The organism is Rhodanobacteraceae bacterium (genome assembly GCA_016713135.1).
In the GTDB taxonomy this organism is placed as follows: domain Bacteria; phylum Pseudomonadota; class Gammaproteobacteria; order Xanthomonadales; family SZUA-5; genus JADKFD01.
In genome coordinates this window covers 793,920-814,430 of sequence record JADJPR010000023.1, presented here as the reverse complement: position 1 = coordinate 814,430, position 20,511 = coordinate 793,920, and the positions used below count along the sequence as shown (strand labels likewise).

The window sequence follows — 20,511 nt, the reverse complement described above, 5'->3', positions numbered from 1 at the left end:
TTACTCGCTTTGGTGTTGTTCGCGGCGGATGCGCGCGCGGATGTCCTGTTTGAGCTTGCGCTGGCGCAGCCAGGGCGGCAGCAGGTCGGCCAGCACCAGGACCAGTGTGACCGCCAGCGACAGCCAGATGAATCCCCAGTGCCCCTGGTTTTCCAGCCAGGCCAGCATCAGCGCGCTCCTCCGACCAGTTCCCGCACCCAGGCTTTGCCGCGCTCCTGTTCCAGCAGCGTGCCACGGGCGCGCATCAAGACGGCGAAGACGAAATACAGCTTGGTCGCCAGCGCCATGATCAGCAACGGCCACAGCATCGAGCCATCGATGCTGCTCTTGCCGAACACGCGCACGGTCTCACCCTGGTGCAGCGTGTTCCACCATTTGACCGAGAAATGGATGATCGGGACATTCACCACGCCGACCAGTGCCAGCACCGCCGCGGCGCGCGCGCCCTGGCGCAAATCGTCGTAGGCCGAGGCCAGGCCAATCACGCCGAAATACAGGAACAGCAGCACCAGTTCGCTGGTCAGGCGCGCGTCCCATACCCAGTAGGCGCCCCAGGTGGGCTTGCCCCAGAGCATGCCGGTGATCAGTGTGATCGCGGTGAACATCGCGCCGATCGGCGCGCAGGCCAGAAACAGGATCTCCGACAGCTTGATCCGCCAGATCAGCGCGATGGCGCCGTTCACCGCCATCGCCACGTAGATGAACATGCTCATCCAGGCGCTGGGCACGTGGATGTAGATGATGCGGAAGCTGTCGCCCTGCAGGTAGTCGGCCGGCGCGCGGTGCAGCCCGATGTACATGCCGATCAGCGTGAGCACCAGCGCGCTCCAGCCGAACCACGGCATCCAGCGCGTCGCGAAGGCATAGAAATACGGCGGGGATCCGAGTTGATGGAACCAGCGCAGCACGGGGTTCATGGCGGATTGTCCGATCCTATGCGCAGGGCCGCCGCAGCCGCCGGCGGCGCCAGCGTCAGCAGCAGCACGGTTTGCGCCGCCAGCAACAGCAGCGCGCCCTTGGGCGACTCGCGCAGGCGCACCGCGTCCACCGCGCCGCTGCCGAAGATCAGCAGCGGCAGGTACAGCGGCATCACGATCAAGGCCAGCAAAATACCACTGCGGCGCAGGCGCGCCGTCAACGCCGCGGCAACGATGCCGATCTGGGTCGCGCCCAGGGTACCGATCGCAAGTGCCGCCAGCATCACCGGCAGCAGGTCCACGGGAAGGTTCAACAGCATTGCCAGCAGCGGAGTCGACAGCGTCAGGCCGACACCGTACAGCAACCAGTGCGCCAGCGCCTTGGCGTACATCAACCCGACGATGGACGTGGGTCCTGCCAGCCAATGGTCCAGGGTGCCGTCGTCGACGTCGGGGCGGAACAGGCCATCGAGACTCAGGAATCCGGCCAGCAGGACGGTGACCCAGATCACCGGTGCCGACACCGGCGCCAGCCGCTCGGGCGTGCCGCCGAGCGCGATGCCGAACAGCAGCACCACCAGCACCGCAAACCCCAGCGGCAGCAGCAGGTCCGCCCGGCGCCGGAAGGCCAGTTTGAGGTCGCGCGCGAGCAGGGCCTGGTAGGGGCGCAGGGCGGTCATTCGGCTGCTCCCTGGGCAGTGCTGGAAGAGCGCTTCATTGTCCGCAAAGGACGCAAAGGACGCGAAGAAGAGCGGAATGATTCGAGTGAAGCTGGCTGCCCGCCATCACCCCGTAGCAGCGTCGCGATCGATCCCCGCAACCCTCGCTTTCCTTTGCGTCCTTTGCGGACCAAGGTTGTTGACCAGCGTTCCCGAGTCATCGCGCGTGCTCCAGCCGCACGGTGACGGCGGGCAGGGTGATCGGCAGCACGCCGTGGCTGGTCAGCACCGCGCCGCCGCCGCCGGCCAGGTGGCGCGCGAGCAGGCGCTCGACCACCGCCATGCCGGGCGCGTCGAGGTTGGCGAAAGGCTCGTCGAGCAGCCACAGGGGGCGCCCGCTCGCGGCCAGGCGGGCGAGCGCGGCGCGCTTGCGCTGGCCGGCGGACAGCGCGCGCGCCGGGGTGTCCTCGTAGCCGGCGATGCCCAACTCGGCGCAGAGGGCGTCGATGTCGCCGGGCGCCGCGTCCGAACCGATCGCCAGCGCGAACTCGAGGTTCTCGCGCACGGTCAGGTCGCCCTTCAGCGCCAGCAAATGGCCCAGCCAGAGCGCGCCCGCGTTCAACGCGTGGCGCTGCTGCAACACATCCTCGCCAAGGAAGTGCAGCGACTGGGCTTCCAGCGGGTGCAGCCCGAGCAGGGCGCGCAGCAGGGTGGTCTTGCCGGCCCCGTTGCGGCCCTCGAGCACCAGCAAGTGCCCGCGCGGCAACTCGATGTCGATCGGCCGGAACAGCGGCTCCTCCTCGCGCAGGCAGGTCAACGCGCGCGCCCGGAGCAGCGGTGTTTCGGCATCGGTGGATGCGGGGGTCGACAAGCGGGGTGGGTCAGGTGGCGAAAGGCGGGTCGCATCCTACCCATTCGAGCCGGAGATTGCCCATGAATGGCGGGCGTTGCCCGTCCGCCGGGGGGGAGTAGATGCGCAGGCCCGCCGCCTGGCCCTGTTGCGGCGGCAGGTACACCGCATGCTGGTCGAAGGCGGTTGCCCAGGCATCGACCAGCGGCAACGGCGCGTGCACCAGCCAGCTGTCCTCGCTCCAGCTGGAATCCGGCGCGCGGCCGCGGCCCGGGAAACATGTCGCGCCGGCGGCGCTGATGACTGTGTGCAGCCGATCATGCCGGGCGCGGTTAACATCCGCATGCAGCAGGGCTGACAGCGGATTGCAGGCGCTGATCAACGCCCAGCGCTGGGTTGAATCCTCGGGTACGCCTGATTCTGCGGGCGGTGCTGCGTCGAGTACCTCCCAGCCGAGCCCGCGTTTCACTTCGTAGATCGAATGGCAAAATGCAAGCAACTGTCCCGGTGTGATCCCTGACATCGCTCTTGGCATCCCGGGTCCTGCGCCACGCCTTGCTTGATTGTCCCTCATCGGAGGCCGCTTCGTGTCTGTGTCCGCATTGATCCTGTCCGTGGCATTTGCCGCCCAAGCCGCGGAAACATCGCGCTACATCGTCGAGTTGGACCAGCCAGCCGCCGCCGCAGCCTTCGCGCACGAACAGGCGAAGCAGGCACATCCCTCGGCGATGTTCGACAGCGACGATCCAGGCACGCGCAGATACGTGGAAATGCTCGACCGCGAGCGTTCCGCGGTGCTTGCGCGCTTCACCAAGCGGTCCAAGCTTGCCCACCGGCCGGTGTTCGAGTATCGCTACGGATTCAATGGATTCGCCATCGATCTGGACCCCGCTGCTGCGGCTGACCTGGCGCGCGTGGACGGCGTTCGTGCGGTCATGCGTGACCGGATCGAGTACCCCGATACCTATGGCAGCACGGCGACGGTGGGTGCCACTGCTGCCTGGGAGTTGCCGCCGACGGCCACCGGTGCGCGCGGCGAAGGCGTCATCATCGGGGTCGTCGACACCGGCATCCGGCATGATCACGCTGCCTTCGCAGCGATCGACGCTGACGGCTACACCCATGTCAATCCACGCGGACGCTTCTACGGTGTCTGCGCGCAAGCTGCCAATGCCGGCTACTGCAACAGCAAGCGCATCGGGGTTTACGACTTCTCCTCGTCGCCGAATTTCGGCATCGATTCGAACGGTCACGGAACTCACACTGCCGGCATTGCCACCGGCAATCTGCGTCCATTCAATCTGCCGGTCGGCGCGTCTTCTCTCGCGACCCGGCTGGCGGGGGTGGCTCCGCGTGCCAACCTGATCGTCTACCGCGCCGGGGTCGAGAACTTTGCCCAGAGCGCGTTGGTAATGGCAGTCGACCAGGCCATTGCCGACGGCGTGCATGTGCTCTCGTGGTCGCTGGGTGGCGGTTCGCCCGATCCATGGAGCGCGCTGGGCGACCAGCCGGAGTCGCCCACCGCCCGGGCCGTCACCAACGCGGTGCGCGCGGGCATCGCCTTCGCTGCCTCGGCCGGCAACAATGGCGCGCAAGCTGGCTTCACGACCTATGCCTCGTTGCCCTGGGTGGCGGCCGTCGGCAACACCACGGCCGACCGGCGTGCAGGCCCGGCGGTGGGCGAGTTCAGCGGAAGCGCGGCGCCGCCAGCGGCTACTCTGGCGGGGGCTGGGCTGTCCGGCAGCTTCGGCCCGACCAGCATCGTGCTGGGTGAGCAGTTCGGCTCCGCCGGATGTGCCCAGGGCTCCGATCCCGACAACTCCGCAACTGGCGTCAGCAATCCCTGGAGCGGCCGGGTGTTCAACGGCGAGATCGTAGTCTGCGTGCGGGGTTTCTACGCGCGCGCGGCAAAAATTGCCAACGTGCAACGCGCCGGCGGCGGTGGCGTCATCCTGGTCAATGACGCCGAGTTCGCCGAGCGCCTGGTCACGGATTCCTACGTGCTGCCCACGGTTCACCTGGGACAAACCGACGGCGAGCAACTGATCGCCTGGGTGCGCGCCAGCCAGGGGAGTGCGCGCGGACGCTTGCTCGCGACTGAAGTGCGCCAGTCCGGTACCTATGGCCCGATCCTGTCCGACAGCAGTTCCACCGGCCCGGATTTGCGCCGGATCGGGATGTTGCGGCCAACCCTGTCCGCGCCAGGCAGCTCGATCTACTCGGCGGCGATCACCAGCGCGGTCGAAGTGCCCCTGTCGGGCACCTCGATGGCGGCGCCGCACGTCGCCGGCATGTTCGCACTGCTGCGCCAGCGCTACCCTGCCGAAGGCCCGCTGGTGCTGATGTCGGCGCTGGAGCTCACCGCGGACCCGGGTGTGCGCGCCGACGGCGGCGCACGCCCCGCAACGCCGGTCGAGATGGGTGCCGGCATGGCCAGGATCGATCGCGCGTTGACCGCCGGCCTGGTGTTGCCGTTGACGATGGGCGACTACGAGCGCGAGAACCCGCGCCTGGGTGGCGACCCGACGCGTCTCAATACAGCCGCCCTCTACGACGAAAGCTGCATCGACGCCTGCAGCTTCACTCGCCGCGTGCGCGCCTGGCGCAGTGGCAACTGGACTGCGACAGTGGATGTGCCCGCCAATGCAGCGATCACGGTGCAGCCGGCCAGCTTCAGCCTGGCGGCGGGAGCAGAGCAGGAGCTGACGATTCGCGTCGACAACAGCGACGGAACCTGGGCCGAGCGCTTCCTCAACGCGGGCGTGGTACTGACCGCCAGCGATCCGACGATCCCGGTCAGCCGGCTCACGGTGGCCGTGCGCAAACCGCTGCTGACCTACCCGGCGAAGCTGGCCACCGCGATCGATCGCGAGCGCGGCCATGTCGACGTGCCGGTGACCGGAGCCAGCCCCAGCAGCGAAGTGACCGCCACCGTGCGCGGACCGGTGATCGCGACGCGCCAGGTTCCCACGCTGGCTCCCGGTGCCGCATCCGTGTACTGGGTGCCGGTCGCCGCCGGTAGCGAGTTGCGCGCGGAGATTGCCGGTTCCACCGCCACCGACTGGGACTTGTATGTCGGACGCGACAGCAATGGCAACCAGGTGGCGGAGGACAGCGAGGCGTTGTGCGAATCGATCGGCCCGGTTTCGGTCGAGGAGTGCCGCCTGACCGAATTGCCTGCCGGCAACTACTTCGTGCGCATCCTCGCATTCGCCTCGGCGAATCCGAACGACAGCGGAAACGTGCACTATGCGGCCATCCCGCCCAGCGAAGGCGTCAACCTGAGTGGGCACGCAACCCTGCCCCCGGTTCCCGGCCTGGACCAGGCGGCATCGCTGCGGGTTGGCTACGACCTCGGTGGCATCCAGGTGGGTGAGCGCGGCTACGCCAGTGTCATCCTGCGCCGCGGCGCTGACGCCAGCAGTTTCGGCGAAGTCCCGCTGGTCCTCGACCGCACCGCCGTCGCAGCGGAGACGGGCGAGTACCTTTCGCCTGGCGTGGTGCGCCGCTTCTTGTTGCCGGCGGGTGCCGCGCGCGAGCGCATCGTCGTCGATGTGCCGGCCGGTGCCACCCAGTTGCAGATCAGCATGACCGGGCTGGAGGGCAATGCCGATGTCTATCTCGCGCCTGCCGCAGGCAACGCCATCGGCGACGCCTTGCCGTCGGCGCCGCCCCCGTCGGCCGCTGCGGTCAGTGCGGCCGGCCCGACGGCCAACGAGACCCTGACCCTGAGTGCGCCGCAGCTCACACCGGGCCGCTGGTATGTCGTGCCACGCAACCAGAGCAGCGTGCCGATCGCCGTGGACCTGCGCGCCGAGGTGGTCGCAAGCGCGCCCACGAGCTTCGAATACGGGGTCTACTACAACGGCGCGCGCGATGGCCACGGGGTGTTCTTCACTCGCGCCGGCGGCGCCGCACAACTGGTCTGGTACACCTACGACGACGCCGGCCAGCCGGTGTGGTACCTCGGCTTCCCGGACGCACTGGCTGGCGGAAGCGCGGCGGTCAGCACCGACCTGTACCGCTACGCCTGGGTCAACGGGTCGGCGCATGGCACCCGCGTCGGGCGCGCCACGCTGACCCGCCAGGACGGTCGGCTGGTCTATTCCTGGGAGCTCGACGGGCGCAGCGGCAGCGAGCCGATGACCCTGCTCGCCAACAGCGCCTGCGTGGCCCGCAGCGGCGGCACGCCGGTGGACATCGGCGGCCTGTGGTACGAGCCGGCGCGCTCGGGCTACGGCGCCAACCTGCTGGCGCTGCCCGGGGTCGAACTGGCGGTGTTCTACCTCTATGCTGCGGATGGCCAGCCGCGCTGGGTGCTCGGCCAGGGCAGCACCTTCGGAGCGCCGATGACGATGTACCAATACCGCGGTTTCTGTCCGTCCTGCGCCGCGGTGGCGACCACGCGCGTGGCGGCCGGCGACTATGCGCGTACCCTCGATCCCACCGCCCCCGGTGGCAGCGGGCCGGCCAGCCGCTGGTCGCTGGCGGTCAACCTGGCGGCGCCGCTGGCCGGCGCCTGGACTGCCGCCGACGTGCCGGTGCAGATGCTGACCACGCCGCGCGCCTGCACGCCATGAGCGCCACCCTCGGCGAGATCGTCGTCTATCCGCTGAAATCCGGCGCCGGGCAGTCGCTGTCGGTCGCCTCAGTGGCTGGTCGCGGACTCGCCGGGGACCGCAGCTGGATGCTGGTCGATCGCGATGGCCGCTTCGTCAGCGGCCGCGAATGGCCCGCGCTGGTGCGAGTGCAGGTCGAGGCGGACGGCCCGCGGGCGCGCTTTGCGCTGGATGGCTTCGGGCGCCTGGAGGTTGAGGTTGCTGGCGAGGCGACGCGTCGCGAGGTGGAAGTCTGGGGCAGCCGGATGAGCGCCGCAGATGGCGGCGACGCGGCTGCCGCCTGGTTCAGCGCCGCCTTCGGCCAGCCGCTGCGACTGGTCCACGCGGATGCCGCGATGCTGCGACCGCTGGATCCCGCTTACGCGCAGCCGGGCGATGAAACCGCCTTCGCCGACGGCTATCCGCTGTTGCTGCTGTCGCGCTCCGCCTGCGCCGAGCTGTCCGCGCGCGCCGGGCGCGACCTCGGCTGGCAGCGTTTCCGACCGAACCTCCTGATCGACGGTGTGCCTGCCCATGCGGAGGACGGCTGGGGTCGCGTACGCATCGGCGACATCGAATTCGATGTGGTCAAGCCCTGCGTGCGCTGCGTGTTCACCACGGTCGACCCCGACCGCGGCGAGCGCGAGGCGGACGGCGAGCCGCTGCGCACGCTGAAGGACTATCGCCGCGGCGCCAAGGGCATCACCTTCGGCCAGAACCTGATCGCCCGCGGTCGCGGCACGATCAGGCTGGGCGATCCGGTCGTCGTGCTCTGACTCAGCCGACTGCGCGGCGCGTGCGCTGGACCAGTTCCGCCGGGTCGATGCCCTCGAAGGCGCACAGTTCCTTCAGGCCGTACTCCATCACTGCGCGCGCATGGCCGGTGACGCGGGCCAGCAGGCGGTGCATCTGCGCGTCCTTCTCGTTCTTGTTCTGGCACTGCGCCGAGTAGGTCTCGAAGGCGACCAGTTGCAGCACCAGGTCAGCCACCTGGTTCGGGCACTCGCAGTTCACCGCGCTCTTCACATCCTGCAGCGCCGCCAGTTGCAGGTCGTTGTAGCGGCGCATGGGCGCCTGCTGCTCCAGGCGCATCAGCCCGGTCTCGAGCGGGGTCACCACCGCCTTGGCCGGGTTTTGCGTCAGGTGCTTGACGATCAACCCGAGCATGTTCGAGCGCAGCGCCCGCGCACTCACCGGCGCGCGCATCAGCTGCCGCTGCGGCCCGCGCAGGCGCTCGATCACATCCCACTTGGCGAAGGCATAGACGATCACCGTCAGCTCCGGGCGCAGCAGGCGTTCGAACTCGGCGATCGCCTGCTCCGGGTGGTCGCCGAGCAGGTCGAGGTCCGCGACCAGCGCATCGACCTTGACCTTGCCGGCGGCGGCCAGCAGTTCCGCGCGGTCGGCCGTCGCCACCGCCACCTGCAGGTTGCGCTGGTCCGCCTCCTGCGCGGTGGCGCTCAGGTAGCTGGGCAGCGTGGCATGAAAGATCGCAAGATTGACCATGTGAAGACTCCGAAGGATGGGCTGGCGGAGATCTTCACATTCGTGAAGTCAATGGCCGGTGCAACCTGGATGAAGCCCGCGTCAGGGCGCCGCCATCGGTGCAGAAAGTGACAGTCGCAGGACCCGACGATGCGCGCCCAGCCAGATCCTGCCTGCCGGGTGCCCGGTGCCCCGATCCGGCCCGCCGGCATAGCCGTCGGGCGTTCGTCCCTGTCGATGCGGTGCATCGGCTCGCGCTGCGCGCGACCGTGCCTCACCCCCGTGCCCGGTGTCCCGTGTCCCGTGCCGCTCAGGCGCCGCCCGGACCCACCACCTCGACGGTGCTGAGCCCCTGGCCCAGCCGACGCACGCGAACCTGGGTGGAGATGCGCTCATGCATCTCGGGCACGTGGCTGATCACGCCGACGCGGCGGCCGAGCGCCTGCAGGCCGTCGAGGGCATCGAGGGCGAGGTCCAGCGCGTGCGCGTCGAGCGCGCCGAAGCCTTCGTCGATGAACAGCGACTCGATGCGCAACTGGCGGCTGGACAGCGAGGCCAGGCCGAGCGCCAGCGCCAGTGCGACCAGGAAACTCTCGCCGCCGGACAGCGAGTGCACGCTGCGCTGCTCGTCGCCCATTTCGGTGTCGATCACCAGCAGGCCGAGTTCGCTGCCGCCGCGGCGCAAGCGGTAGCGGCGCGCGAACAACTGCAGGTGGTGGTTGGCGTGCGCGACCAGTTGTTCCAGGTGGCTGGCCTGCGCCTGCATGCGGAACAGCGCGCCGTCGGCCGAGCCGATCAGCTCGGCGATCGCACCCCAGCGCGCGTACTCGGCCTGCGCCGCGGCGAGCTGCGTGCGCACGCCGGCGAGCCGCGCGCGCTCCTGGTCGTCGACCTCGCGCTCGACCCGGGCGCGCTCGAGTTCGCCGGCGCAGGCCTCGCGTAGCGCCTGGAACTCGTCGCGCTGTGCCTGCAACTCCGCGCGCGCCGGCAGCCCGGCCAGCGCTTGCTGCTGCGCCTGCAGCCGCGCGGCGCGTTCCTGCAGGCGCACCGCGGCATCGCGCAGCGCGCCGTCGAGCGCCGCCAGGTGCGCGCGCAGGGCCTCGACCATGTCCGCCGGCGCCTGCGCGAGGGCATCGCCCTCCAGCCCGGGGTGCGCCTGCGTCCACGCGGCCAGCGCATGTTCGAGGGTGGCCAGTTCCTGCTGCTGCGACTCGATCCGCGCGCGCCGGCGCAGGCCGGACTCGCGCGCGTCCGCCAGCGCTTGCAGCGCGGCCGCAGCCGATGTCCGCGCGGCATCGAGCGCGACGCGCGCCTGCGTCAGCGCGGTTTCCAGTACACGGCGCCAGGCCTCGCTGTCTGGTTGGCCGGCGAGCAGCGTGCGCAGGGCATCGCGCTCGCGCTGCCACTCGCCCGCACAGGTTTCCGCGGCGCCGCAGGCAGCGACCTCTGCCTGGTCGAGGCGCTCCTCCTCGACGTCCAGCTCGCGCGCCTGCTGCAGGTTCGTTGTTTCGCGCCGCGCCCGCTCCGTGCGCTGTGCCTCGATCTGCGCGAGCGCGTCCAGTTCGGCGCGCAGGGTGGCGCCGGTGCGCGCGGGGTGCGCCAGCGCGACATCCAGCTGCGCGGCCGGCAGCAGCGCGGCCAGCCGGGTGCGCAGCGACTGCGCCTGGGTAGCGGCGTGGGCGAGGGCGTGCTCGCTGCGCTCGGCGCGTGCCTGAGCGTCGGCGCGCGCCGCCTGCGCCTGGGCGAGCGTTCCGCGTGCCTGCTCAGCCCGCTCGCGTGCCAGCGCGACGGCGCCCTCGGCTGCGCGTCGGCGGTTCGCGGCAGCGCCGAGATCGGCATCGTGCCGGCGCTGCGCTGCGATCCGCGCCTGCAGGTCGGCCTGCACCTGTGCCAGCCTGGCCTCGGCATCCGCGTCGCCGTGCCCGCCGGCCAGCGCACGCCACGATGCCTCGGCGCGCTCGGCGGCGCGCTCACGCTCCTCAGTGGCGCGGACCGCGGCGGCGAGTTCGCCTTGCAGCAGCGCCTGGCGCTCGCGCGCCACGCGCCACTGCGCGTCAGCCGCATCGGCGCGCGCCTGGACCGCAGACAGCTCGGCCTCGTCGTGCGCAGCGATTGCCGCCAGCAGGGTGTCGTGGCGGGTCCAGGGATGGGCCTCGCTGCCGCACACGGGGCAGGGCTCGCCGGCGGTCAGGCCGGCGCGCAATTCGGCGACGCTGGCGCTGCGCGCGAGTTGCTGTGCCTGCAGCAGGCGACGCAGCTCGTCCAGCCGGATCGCTTCGGTGCGCGGGGCCTGTTCCAGCGCCGGCAGGCCGTCCGCGCAGGCCTGCTGCTGCGCCGCCAGCGCCGCGTGCGCAGCGCGCGCGCCGGCCAGCGCGGATGCGGCCTCGCGCCAGCGCTGCAGGGCCTCGGCGCGCGCGCGCCATTGCTGTTCCTCGGCATCCAGCGCGGCCAGCGCCGCCTGCGAGGCGCGCAGCGCGTCGTAGGGATCGGGCAGCGTGGCCAAGGTTGCCACGCAGGCCTCCAGCTGCTGCTGCGCCTGCCCGGCATCCTCGGCGGCGCGTGCGAGCCTGGCGCTGGCGTCTGCCAGTCCCGCCTGCGCCTGCGCGGCTTCGGCGCGCAGCCCGGCGTTGGCCGCGTGGGCCGCATGCGCCTCGTCCAGCAGCGCTTGCAGCGCGCTCCAGGCCACCCGCAGCGGTTGCAGCCAGGCACGCTCGTGCACGCCGGCATCGAGCGCGGCGAGCGCCTGCGCATGCGCCTGCAATGCGGCCTGCAGCGATTCCTGGCGCAGCGCGTTTTGCTGCTGCGCGGCGCGCACCTCGGCCAGTCGCGCCTCGGCGGCCTCGCGCCGCTGGCGCCAATCCTCCACTCGTCGCTCAGCAGCCTGCGCTGCCTGCAGCGCGGGCTCGGCCTCGCTGCGCGCCGCCTGCGCGGACTGCAGCACCGCATGCGCGTCGGCCTCGGCGCTGCGGGCGCTGTCGAGTGCCGCCGCAGCGGCCGCCAGCGCCGCGTCGTCGGCTTGGGCTGCCCGTGTGTCCTGCGCCAGTTCGGCGCGCAGTTCCGCGCGCCTCAGCCAGCGTTCGCGCACAGGTGCAAAGGCGGCAAGCTGGGCCAGGCGCTCGCGCTCCGGCGCGGCGGCGTCGACCTGCGCCTGGCAGGCGGCGTGCTGCGCGCGCTGTTGCGCCAGCGCGGCGAGCAGGGCGGCTTCCTCGTCGCGCGCGCGCAGTCCGTCATCGATCACGCGCAGTTGCCGCTCATGCGTGACGAGGGCCTGTTGCGCTGCCTCGACCCGCGCTTCGAGCCCCGCGCGTGCCGCGGCGTCGAGCGGCGCGAGTCCGTCGGCGCGCGCCTGCAGCGCATCGTAGGCGGCCTTGGCTTCGCTCCTCCTTTGCCAGGCGCGTGCGCCGATGCGCGCATAGCGGGCACTGTCGGTGAGTTTTTCCAGGAGCTCGGCGCGCTCCTTGTCCGAGGCGCGCAGGAAAGCGCCGAACTCGGCCTGCGCCAGCAGCACGGCGCGCGTGAACTGGTCGAAACTGAGGCCGAGCACGCGCTCGAGCTGGGCCCGATGTTCCTTCAACTGGCTTGCCAGCACGTGGCTGTCGTCGAGGCAGGTGAGTGCCATCTCGACCGCCTGCAGGCGTCCGCCCGCGCGCCCGCGGGCCCGGCGCACGCTCCAGCGCGAACGGTAGCGGCGGCCATCCTGGCCGCGGAAGTCGACCTCTGCCCAGCCTTCGCCGCAGCCGCGCCGGAGCAGGGTGCGCGGATCTGCCGTGGGCACGGTCTCGTGCTCGATGTCCGGCGTCTGCGAGTCGCGCGCCGGGGCTGCGCGCAGCCGCGGGGTATCGTTGTAGAGCGCCAGGCACAGCGCATCCAGCAGCACGCTCTTGCCGGCGCCGGTGGGTCCGGTGATCGCGTACAGGCCGGCGTGCGCCAGCGGCGGTGCCTCGAAATCCAGCACATGCTCGCCGCCGAGAGACGCCAGGTTGCACAGGCGGATCGCCAGGATCCTCACTCGCCGGCCTCCGCCTCGGACTCGATCAGGGCGAAGTCGGCCAGCGCACGCGCGTCCGGCGCGCAGCCATAGCGGCGCTCCCAGGCGCGCGCGAACAGCTCGGCTGGCGAGGCCGGCGCGAACGAGGGCGGCGCCTCGTCGCTGCCCTCGCGCTGCGCGTACTCGGGCTTGATGTGCACCAGGCGCAGCGGCTGTCCGGCGACAGCGGCCTCGATGCGCTGGCGCAGGTCGACCATCGGTGCGTCGAGCAGCACCCGCACCTGCAGCCACGGGCGCTGCTCCAGCGGCAGCTCCGGCAGCCCCAGCGCGGCAAGCTCGGCCAGCACCTCGGGCAGCGGCGCCGGGCCCGCCTGCGGCACCCGCAGCAGCGGCAGCGCGCGCGGCACCGGCAGGCTCTCCACTCGGGCCGGCGCGCCCGGCTCGATGTCCACCCGGAGCACCTGGTGCGGATAGCCCGCCTCGGCGAAAGACAGCGGCAACGGCGAGCCGCAATAGCGGATGGTGGTCGGCCCGGCAACCGCCTGCGCCAGGTGCAGATGGCCCAGCGCCACATAGTCGATGTCAGCGGTGAACAGCGCCGGCGAAAGCGCCTCGGCGCCGCCAGCCACCAGGTTGCGCTCGCTGTCCGAGGTGGCGCCGCCGGCCAGGTGCGCATGGCTGACCGCGACCAGCGCCTGGCCCGGCTGGCGCAGCGAACGCGCGTGGTCGATCAACTCGGCGTGCACCCGCGCGATCGCGGCCGGATAGTCGCCGCCCGCGGCGCCGAGTTCCGCCGGGCGCAGGAAGGGCAGCGCCAGCACCCAGCCGGCGATCGCCCCGTCCGCGCCCGGCACCGGCAACAGCAGGCGCCCGGCGTCCAGCGAGCCATCGACACGCCAGGGCACGCGGCCGATCGCGTGCGCGTTGAAGCCGGCCAGCAGCGGCGCCGGCATCTCGATCCGCGCGCCCGAATCATGGTTGCCGGCGATCATCGCAAGGGTCATCCGCGGCAGCCGGCGGGTCGCCTCGACCACGAATCGGTACAGTTGCCGCTGCGCCGAGATCGGCGGATTGACGCTGTCGAACACATCGCCGGCGATCACCAGCAATTCGGGCTGCTCGCGCTCCAGCGTGGCCAGCAGCCAGTCGAGGAAGGCCGCGTGCTCGTAGCTGCGGTCCTGCTCGTGCAGGGTCTGGCCGAGGTGCCAGTCGGAGGTGTGGATCAGGCGCATGGCCGGACGATAGCCTGCGGCGCGGCGCGCGTGCGGTCGTGGCGGTCGCGGGCCTTTCCAGTCCGGCGCAGGCGTGCGGGTACCGCGCTGGTCGATGGTCCGGACATGGCCGCCAGCGAGGCGCACGATGGCGGGCATCACGATCCGACGGAACCATGACCGCGAGGAGCCCTGGATGCCGCCTGTAGCCCTGGTCACCAACGTGCTCGATTTCGTCGGCCCGCCTGCGGTCGAGGCTCTGCTCGCTGACGGCTATTCGGTGTATCGGGGCGTCACTGCGATCGGCCTCGACGAGCCGGCGGCCATCGCGCGCCCGGCCTGGGAGGCTGCCGGGCGTATCGACGTGGGCGTCCTCGCTTTTCATTGATCGCGGCGGGGTGATGGCCTGGAACTTCGGGTCTGTTCGGTCCTGGGAACAGGCTCGTGGGAGCGCCGGCATCGCCCGCTCTCTCCATGATGTCAAGCGTGACTGCCGTGAATGCTCCAGTAGAATCCGCGGACAGGAGGCGTTGCCGCTGCGAATGGGTCGACGCTATCGGCGCAATGCACGCGTTGATTGGCGCGATAGCCACGGTGCATTGGTCGCAATGCGCGTGCTGACACGTGCGATAGCCTCGGAAGCTTGCGCGCAATGCACGCGTTGCCGGCTCGAACCAATCTCGGTGTTCCGCGGGGCAATCGTTGATATGCGCGGATAGCGTGTGAGCATTCCCAACTGAGGGACGACACGCCGCCCTTTCGGCGCCGCGGGCGCCTGGGTGCGTTGGCTCTGGTCCGCCGAAGTCGTTGAAGCCCCGAGAGAATTGATCGCGAGGGGCGCCTGCGGCAAGGTTCACGGGGTTCAGAGTTTGCGGGTGTCCTCGCTTTTGGGGTGGTGGGGTGGGTAGGTGTCCTCGCTCTTGGTAGTATCTTTGAAAGCACCACGTCCAGACTCGGGAGGCACCTTATGCGACTCAACTGCCACTGGCGCTCACCGTGAAGTTCTCGGAACGTCTGCTCACCTTGCGCAAGGCGAAGGGTTACACCCAGCAGAGCCTCGCCGACGCATCCGGCATCCATGTGCAGCAGATCAAGCGCTACGAGACGCGTACCGCTCAACCCTCCGTCGAGGCCCTGATCAAGCTCGCCAAGACACTCGGGGTCAGTACCGACGCGCTACTGTTCGATCCGGCCGAGCGCGGCCCCAGCGACGATCTGCGCCTGCAGTTCGAGGCCTTGAGCCAGTTCAGCACCGAAGAGAAGAAGATCGCCAAGGCCGTGATCGAGGGCTTGATCCTCAAGCACCACGCCCAGCGATTTGCACCACAGGAGATTTCGGCATGACCACCGTCGCCATCGAACTGCCCGACGATCTGGCGCAGAAAGCCAGCGCCGCCGGCCTGCTGGCGCCTGACGCCATCGCCGATCTGCTGCGCGAGCAACTGCGCCGCCGGGCGCTGGAACACCTGCGCGAGCGTTCGGCGCGCATGCCGTTCGACGAACTGACGCCCGAGATCGAGCAGGAAATCGTGGCCGAGGTGAAGGCCTACCGCGCCGAGCGTCGCAGCCGCCAGGGATGAACCCGGGGTTCAGAATCTGCGGGTGTCCTCGCTTTTCTGCCGCCGTCAGAACTTTCCGACAGCAGGCGCCGGCCGGCTGGGCAATGCTACTCCCCATGACGCAAGCCCGCTCCCTGCTGGTCCCCGCGAACGCCCACGGCATCTATCACTGCGTGTCGCGCTGCGTCCGCCGGGCGTGGCTGTGCGGGCGTGATCCGCTCACGGGCGCGGATCACGAGCATCGCCGGCGGTGGGTCGAAGACCGCTTGGCGCAACTCGCGGACCTCTATGCCGTGTCCATCTGGGCCTATGCGGTGATGAGCAATCACTTGCATGTGGTGATCGAGATGCACGCCGACATCGCCAGGATCTGGAGCCCGGACGAAGTCGCAACTCGCTGGCTGGGGCTCTATCCACCGGAGGACGGCCAGTACGACGCAGCGAAGGCGCAGATCGTCGCCAACGACGTCCGGCTAGCCGTGCTGCGCTCGCGGCTCTGCAGCCTGTCGTGGTTCATGAAGTCGCTGAGCGAGCCCATCGCCCGGCGGGCGAATGTCGAGGATCACTGCAAGGGCAGGTTCTGGGAGGGTCGCTTCCGTTCCCAGGTGCTGCTCGACGAGACCGCGATCCTGTCCGCGATGACCTACGTGGACCTGAACCCGATTCGCGCCGGGATGACCGCGCATCTGGAGGGATCCGTCCACACCAGCATTCTCAAGCGCATCTGGGCCGTCGAGTCGGTTTCGCAGTCATCGTCGCCGGCAACAGCGAGCGATGTCGGCCGGGCGGCGCGCGATCTCGCGCACACACTGGTGTTGGCGCCGGTGTTGGGCATTCGCGGCCTGTCCGTGACCGCGCTCTCCACCACCGATTACATTCAATTGGTCGACACCACCGGCCGCCAGTGGCACCCGACCAAACGTGGCCGAATCACCGGCAAGCCACCGGCCGTCCTCGAACGGCTCGGTCTGGATGCCCGTCAATGGACCGACCGCGTGCGTGCCGTCAAACCCGATCAAGGGTTCTGCCGCGTGATTGGCAGCGAGAGTGCGCTGCTCGACAAGGCTGCCGAGATCGGACAACGCTGGCTCCGCGGCGTAGGTGTAGCGCGCTCGCTCGCCAACTGAGCGACGACGTGCCACCCTTTCGGCGCCGCGGGCGCCTGGGTGCGTTGGCTCTGGCCCGCCGAAGTCGTCGAAGCCCCGAGAGAATTGATCGCGATGGGTGCCTGCGGCAAGGTTCACGGGGTTCAGAATCTGCGGGTGTCCTCGCTTTTTTGCGTTCGTTGGCTCTGAAATCGTTGGGTGTCCTCGCTTCGGCTCCGCGGCGTAGGCGCAGCGCGCTCGCTCGCCAACTGAGCGACGACACGCCGCCCTTTCGGCGCCGCGGGCGCCTGGGTGCGTTGGCTCTGGCCCGCCGAAGTCGTCGAAGCCCCGAGAGAATTGATCGCGATGGGTGCCTGCGGCAAGGTTCACGGGGTTCAGAATCTGCGGGTGTCCTCGCTTTTCTGGGGTTCAGAATCTGCGGGTGTCCTTGCTTTTGACAACGCTGGCTCCGCGGCGTAGGCGTAGCACGCTCGCTCGCGAACTGAGCGACGACGCGCCGCCCTTTCGGCGCCGCGGGCGCCTGGGTGCGTTGGCTCTGGCCCGCCGAAGTCGTCGAAGCCCCGAGAGAATTGATCGCGAGGGGCGCCTGCGGCAAGGTTCACGGGGTTCAGAATCTGCGGGTGTCCTCGCTTTCGTACGGGTGTCCAAATCTTCGGGTGTCCAAATCTTCGTCCGGCGTGGCAGAGTGGGTGTCCAAGATCTCCCAAAATCTCAGGAAAGTGGGTGTCCAAATCTTCTCTTCGCTCGTTTTCTAGCCGCCTTGCGCGGGTTGACCCCTATTCTCCAGGCTTGTTGCGCCAGAAGTACACGGCACCGAAGAACATCCCAAGGGCAGCTAGTGATTGCCCCAACGCCGCGCAGGCGACCGAGATTGCGAGCCGAAACGAGGACACGCACAGATTGGCAGCTTTCCGACACCGCCATCAGAACTTTCCGACGGCGCGCGCCGGCCCGCTGGGCAATGCTACTCCCCATGACGCAAGCCCGCTCCCGGCTGGTCCCCGCCAACGCCCACGGCATCTATCACTGCGTGTCGCGTTGCGTGCGTCGGGCGTGGCTGTGCGGGCGGGATCCGCTCACGGGCGCGGATCACGAGCATCGCCGGCAGTGGGTCGAAGACCGCTTGGCGCAACTCGCGGACCTCTATGCCGTTTCCATCTGGGCCTACGCGGTGATGAGCAATCACCTGCATGTGGTGATCGAGATGCATGCCGACATCGCCAGAACCTGGAGCCCCGACGAGATCGCCGTCCGCTGGCTGGGGCTCTATCCACCAGAGGACGGGCAGTACGAAGTGGCAAAGGCGCAGATCGTCGGCAACAGTGACCGCTTGGGCGTGCTGCGTTCGCGGCTGTGCAGCCTGTCGTGGTTCATGAAGTCGCTCAGCGAGCCCATCGCCCGGCGGGCGAATGTCGAGGATCATTGCAAGGGCCGGTTCTGGGAGGGTCGCTTCCGTTCCCAGGTGCTGCTCGACGAGACCGCGGTCCTGTCGGCGATGACCTACGTGGACCTGAATCCGATTCGCGCCGGAATGACCGCGCATCTGGAGGGATCCTTCCACACCAGCATCCTCAAGCGCATCAGGGCCGTCGAGTCGGCTGCGCAGTCATCGTCGCCGACAATAGCGAGCGATGTCGGCCGGGCGGCGGGCGATCTCGCGCACACACCGGTGTTGGCGCCGGTGTTGGGCATTCGCGGCCTGTCCGTGACCGCGCTCTCCACCGCCGATTACATTCAATTGGTCGACACCACCGGCCGCCAGTGGCACCCGACCAAACGTGGGCGAATCAGCGGCAAGCCGCCGGCCGTCCTCGAACGCCTCGGTCTGGATGCCCTTCAATGGACCGAACGCGTGCGTGCGGTCAAGCCCGATCAAGGGTTCTGCCGCGTGATTGGCAGCGAGACTGCGCTGCTCGACAAGGCTGCCGAGATTGGACAACGCTGGCTCCGCGGCTTAGGCGTAGCGCGCACGCTCGCCAACTGAGCGACGACGTGCCGCCCTTTCGGCGCCGCGGGCGCCTGGGTGCGTTGGCTCTGGCCCGCCGAAGTCGTCGAAGCCCCGAGAGAATTGATCGCGAGGGGCGCCTGCGGCAAGGTTCATGGGGTTCAGAATCTGCGGGTGTCCTGGCTTTTCCAGTGGCACCCGACCAAACGTGGCCGAATCAGCGGCAAGCCACCGGCCGTCCTCGAACGCCTCGGTCTGGATGCCCGTCAATGGACCGACCGCGTGCGTGCCGTCAAACCCGATCAAGGGTTCTGCCGCGTGATTGGCAGCGAGAGTGCGCTGCTCGCCAAGGCTGCCGAGATTGGACAACGCTGGCTCCGCGGCGTAGGCGCAGCGCGCTCGCTCGCCAACTGAGCGACGACACGCCGCCCTTTCGGCGCCGCGGGCGCCTGGGTGCGTTGGCTCTGGCCCGCCGAAGTCGTCGAAGCCCCGAGAGAATCGATTGCGATGGGCGCCTGCGGCAAGGTTCTTGGGGTTCAGAGTTTGCGGGTGTCCTCGCTTTTGCGATCAAGGGTTCTGCCGCGTGATTGGCAGCGAGAGTGCGCTGCTCGCCAGGGCTGCCGAGATCGGACAACGCTGGCTCCGCGGCGTAGGCGTGGCGCGCACGCTCGCCAACTGAGCGACGACACGCCGCCCTTTCGGCGCCGCGGGCGCCTGGGTGCGTTGGCTCTGGCCCGCCGAAGTCGTCGAAGCCCCGAGAGAATTGATTGCGAGGGGCACTTGCGGCAAGGTTCATGGGGTTCAGAATCTGCGGGTGTCCTCGCTTTTGCTAAGGGACCAGCGCAATCAGCGCGTGTGGGTGTTAGGGCCGCCAGAGCCGCATGTCATCCCGGCGCGGTGCACTTAAAAGCGCACCATCACGACGCCGTATACGTGTCCGAGTACCGATCCGCTTCAGCACTGAAGAGCAGGTTCATCGAAGAAGGCGGCCGAGCAAAGCAACCACTATCCACAGCGCCGACAACCACCGAGCCTGGGTTCCCAGGAGAGGACTGTCTGAGCCGAAAACGGCACCTAAGCCCGGAAAAGCAGCATCAAAAGATTGTGCGGTTTGCAGTTGACGGAGGCGTCCATACGTGTCCTATGCTTTGCTTCGCTTTTCGGGTGTCTCGCTTTTCTGGGCTTCGGAATCTGCGTGTCCTCGCTTTTTGGCGTGTCCTCGCTTTTTCCGGTTAATAATCAGGTTTCGGTTTACCAAATAAGCGAACGAAAAACGATACCAAGGATGCAAAGAGCATTGCATTTCCAGGGATTGAAAACACGGGCTCCAGTCCCAGCCATCCAAGCGGAAAAGAGATTAATCCTTCGAGGGCGCGCGCGTGATTGTAAGTGTCGGCGCTTGTTGGAATAACATCTGTGAGTAGATAGCTCGCTGATAGCGCATGTGTCACAGCAAGCACCCCATATGCAATCCGATGTCTAGTCATTGGATCCACGACCCTGGCGGCGGCGCCGAGCCGCCATACTGCGCGTCAATTGCGTGAAAAACGCTATCTGAAAATGTCGAACAATTGTTGAAGAAGATGTTGTAGTGCCCAGGATGCCCATCTAGTTCGTCGAACAATTTCAGTATTTTTGCATCAACTAAACTCGAGCTATATCGATAGTGACCCATCGAAATTGGGCCGGGCCCACTAGGATCGACATATACCTCGCCCGCACACACTACAGCGCATGTCGGTGATTTCTCGATAGCCCCGAAACTCACACATGTTCTTTCGCCATCATATTTACCTACACACACGCTCTCATGGCCAATTAGTTCGTCGTAACTCGGGTCGGGACCTTCAATCCAGTAGTCAAGCCCATATGAATCCGTGAATTTAATTGAATTCGAACCGGCATAGACGTACGTATTCATTCCCCCGTGAAGTCCCGAGGGATCACTCTCCACATACCGCCCGGTCCCCGCCTCATAATCCCGGAAGTAGTTGTAATTCACCCCCGTCGCCGCATCGTACTGCTGCCCCGGGAATCTGAGGTCGAACTTGACGGTTGCCGAGTTCCCGTCCGGGTTCTCCTCCGCCGCCTGCGTGCCGAAGGAAAAACGAGGACACGCACAGATTGGCCGCTTTCCGACACCGCCGTCAGAACTTTCCGACAGCGGGCGCCGGCCGGCTGGGCAATGCTACT

17 protein-coding genes are annotated in these 20,511 nt (G+C 68.6%); 8 read left to right on the top strand and 9 right to left on the bottom strand.

Annotation, left to right across the window (positions count from 1 at the left end; translation table 11 throughout):
• The 5 genes from ccmD to IPK27_23280 form a co-directional block, all read right to left on the bottom strand.
• Nucleotides 1–168: a heme exporter protein CcmD gene (gene ccmD / locus IPK27_23300; GenBank protein MBK8070431.1), complete on the bottom strand. Its 168-nt coding sequence runs from the start codon at nt 166–168 to the stop codon at nt 1–3.
• Nucleotides 168–917 carry a cytochrome c biogenesis protein CcsA gene (gene ccsA / locus IPK27_23295; GenBank protein ID MBK8070430.1) on the bottom strand — a complete coding sequence of 250 codons (750 nt, stop codon included), beginning with the start codon at nt 915–917 and terminating at the stop codon, nt 168–170. Before ccsA ends, ccmD begins: the two co-directional genes overlap by 1 nt.
• Entirely contained in the window at nt 914–1,597 is a 684-nt protein-coding gene (gene ccmB, locus IPK27_23290) for a heme exporter protein CcmB (protein MBK8070429.1), read from the bottom strand. The genes ccsA and ccmB overlap by 4 nt, the downstream gene beginning before the upstream one ends.
• Nucleotides 1,598–1,793: 196 nt before the next feature.
• Nucleotides 1,794–2,447: a heme ABC exporter ATP-binding protein CcmA gene (ccmA, locus tag IPK27_23285; GenBank protein ID MBK8070428.1), complete on the bottom strand. Its 654-nt coding sequence runs from the start codon at nt 2,445–2,447 to the stop codon at nt 1,794–1,796.
• A gap of 10 nt (nt 2,448–2,457) precedes the next feature.
• Nucleotides 2,458–2,949: a DUF3293 domain-containing protein gene (locus IPK27_23280; protein MBK8070427.1), complete on the bottom strand. Its 492-nt coding sequence runs from the start codon at nt 2,947–2,949 to the stop codon at nt 2,458–2,460.
• Between the two features lie 64 nt (nt 2,950–3,013).
• Between IPK27_23280 and IPK27_23275 the strand changes: the two genes are divergently transcribed.
• Together IPK27_23275 and IPK27_23270 are read left to right on the top strand one after the other, a co-directional pair.
• Complete coding sequence (locus IPK27_23275) at nt 3,014–7,006, top strand: S8 family serine peptidase (GenBank protein ID MBK8070426.1); 3,993 nt, start codon at nt 3,014–3,016, stop codon at nt 7,004–7,006.
• On the top strand, nt 7,003–7,800 hold the full coding sequence (locus IPK27_23270; protein MBK8070425.1) for an MOSC domain-containing protein: 798 nt from the start codon (nt 7,003–7,005) through the stop codon (nt 7,798–7,800). The genes IPK27_23275 and IPK27_23270 overlap by 4 nt, the downstream gene beginning before the upstream one ends.
• A gap of 1 nt (nt 7,801) precedes the next feature.
• Here IPK27_23270 and IPK27_23265 read toward each other — a convergent pair whose 3' ends face one another.
• The 3 genes from IPK27_23265 to IPK27_23255 form a co-directional block, all read right to left on the bottom strand.
• Entirely contained in the window at nt 7,802–8,530 is a 729-nt protein-coding gene (locus IPK27_23265) for a hypothetical protein (GenBank protein MBK8070424.1), read from the bottom strand.
• A 289-nt stretch (nt 8,531–8,819) separates the two neighbouring features.
• Nucleotides 8,820–12,518 (bottom strand): AAA family ATPase, encoded by a 3,699-nt coding sequence (locus IPK27_23260; protein ID MBK8070423.1) that lies wholly within the window; start codon nt 12,516–12,518, stop codon nt 8,820–8,822.
• Nucleotides 12,515–13,729, bottom strand: a complete 1,215-nt coding sequence (locus IPK27_23255; protein ID MBK8070422.1) for an exonuclease SbcCD subunit D C-terminal domain-containing protein — start codon at nt 13,727–13,729, stop codon at nt 12,515–12,517. Before IPK27_23255 ends, IPK27_23260 begins: the two co-directional genes overlap by 4 nt.
• Before the next feature lie 175 nt (nt 13,730–13,904).
• Between IPK27_23255 and IPK27_23250 the strand changes: the two genes are divergently transcribed.
• The 6 genes from IPK27_23250 to IPK27_23225 all read left to right on the top strand — a co-directional run bounded on the left by IPK27_23250 (nt 13,905) and on the right by IPK27_23225 (nt 18,732).
• Nucleotides 13,905–14,096 (top strand): hypothetical protein, encoded by a 192-nt coding sequence (locus tag IPK27_23250; GenBank protein ID MBK8070421.1) that lies wholly within the window; start codon nt 13,905–13,907, stop codon nt 14,094–14,096.
• Nucleotides 14,097–14,704: 608 nt separating this feature from the next.
• On the top strand, nt 14,705–15,052 hold the full coding sequence (locus IPK27_23245) for a helix-turn-helix transcriptional regulator (GenBank protein MBK8070420.1): 348 nt from the start codon (nt 14,705–14,707) through the stop codon (nt 15,050–15,052).
• On the top strand, nt 15,049–15,288 hold the full coding sequence (locus IPK27_23240) for a hypothetical protein (GenBank protein MBK8070419.1): 240 nt from the start codon (nt 15,049–15,051) through the stop codon (nt 15,286–15,288). The genes IPK27_23245 and IPK27_23240 overlap by 4 nt, the downstream gene beginning before the upstream one ends.
• Nucleotides 15,285–16,394, top strand: coding sequence for a transposase (locus IPK27_23235; protein MBK8070418.1), 1,110 nt, complete (start codon nt 15,285–15,287; stop codon nt 16,392–16,394). The genes IPK27_23240 and IPK27_23235 overlap by 4 nt, the downstream gene beginning before the upstream one ends.
• 850 nt (nt 16,395–17,244) lie before the next feature.
• On the top strand, nt 17,245–18,357 hold the full coding sequence (locus IPK27_23230) for a transposase (protein MBK8070417.1): 1,113 nt from the start codon (nt 17,245–17,247) through the stop codon (nt 18,355–18,357).
• A gap of 135 nt (nt 18,358–18,492) precedes the next feature.
• The gene (locus IPK27_23225; GenBank protein MBK8070416.1) at nt 18,493–18,732 is read left to right on the top strand and encodes a hypothetical protein; all 240 of its coding nucleotides are present in this window, start codon (nt 18,493–18,495) and stop codon (nt 18,730–18,732) included.
• Between the two features lie 1,069 nt (nt 18,733–19,801).
• Here IPK27_23225 and IPK27_23220 read toward each other — a convergent pair.
• Nucleotides 19,802–20,482, bottom strand: coding sequence for an RHS repeat-associated core domain-containing protein (locus tag IPK27_23220; GenBank protein MBK8070415.1), 681 nt, complete (start codon nt 20,480–20,482; stop codon nt 19,802–19,804).
• Nucleotides 20,483–20,511 lie beyond the last annotated feature (29 nt).

Coding starts and splice junctions, on each gene's coding strand:
- ccmB (MBK8070429.1), bottom strand. CDS start 1,597: ATGACCGCCCTGCGCCCCTACCAGGCCCTGCTCGCGCGCGACCTCAAA.
- IPK27_23255 (MBK8070422.1), bottom strand. CDS start 13,729: ATGCGCCTGATCCACACCTCCGACTGGCACCTCGGCCAGACCCTGCAC.
- ccmD (MBK8070431.1), bottom strand. CDS start 168: ATGCTGGCCTGGCTGGAAAACCAGGGGCACTGGGGATTCATCTGGCTG.
- IPK27_23235 (MBK8070418.1), top strand. CDS start 15,285: ATGAACCCGGGGTTCAGAATCTGCGGGTGTCCTCGCTTTTCTGCCGCC.
- IPK27_23250 (MBK8070421.1), top strand. CDS start 13,905: ATGCCGCCTGTAGCCCTGGTCACCAACGTGCTCGATTTCGTCGGCCCG.
- IPK27_23265 (MBK8070424.1), bottom strand. CDS start 8,530: ATGGTCAATCTTGCGATCTTTCATGCCACGCTGCCCAGCTACCTGAGC.
- IPK27_23240 (MBK8070419.1), top strand. CDS start 15,049: ATGACCACCGTCGCCATCGAACTGCCCGACGATCTGGCGCAGAAAGCC.
- IPK27_23280 (MBK8070427.1), bottom strand. CDS start 2,949: ATGTCAGGGATCACACCGGGACAGTTGCTTGCATTTTGCCATTCGATC.
- ccsA (MBK8070430.1), bottom strand. CDS start 917: ATGAACCCCGTGCTGCGCTGGTTCCATCAACTCGGATCCCCGCCGTAT.
- IPK27_23270 (MBK8070425.1), top strand. CDS start 7,003: ATGAGCGCCACCCTCGGCGAGATCGTCGTCTATCCGCTGAAATCCGGC.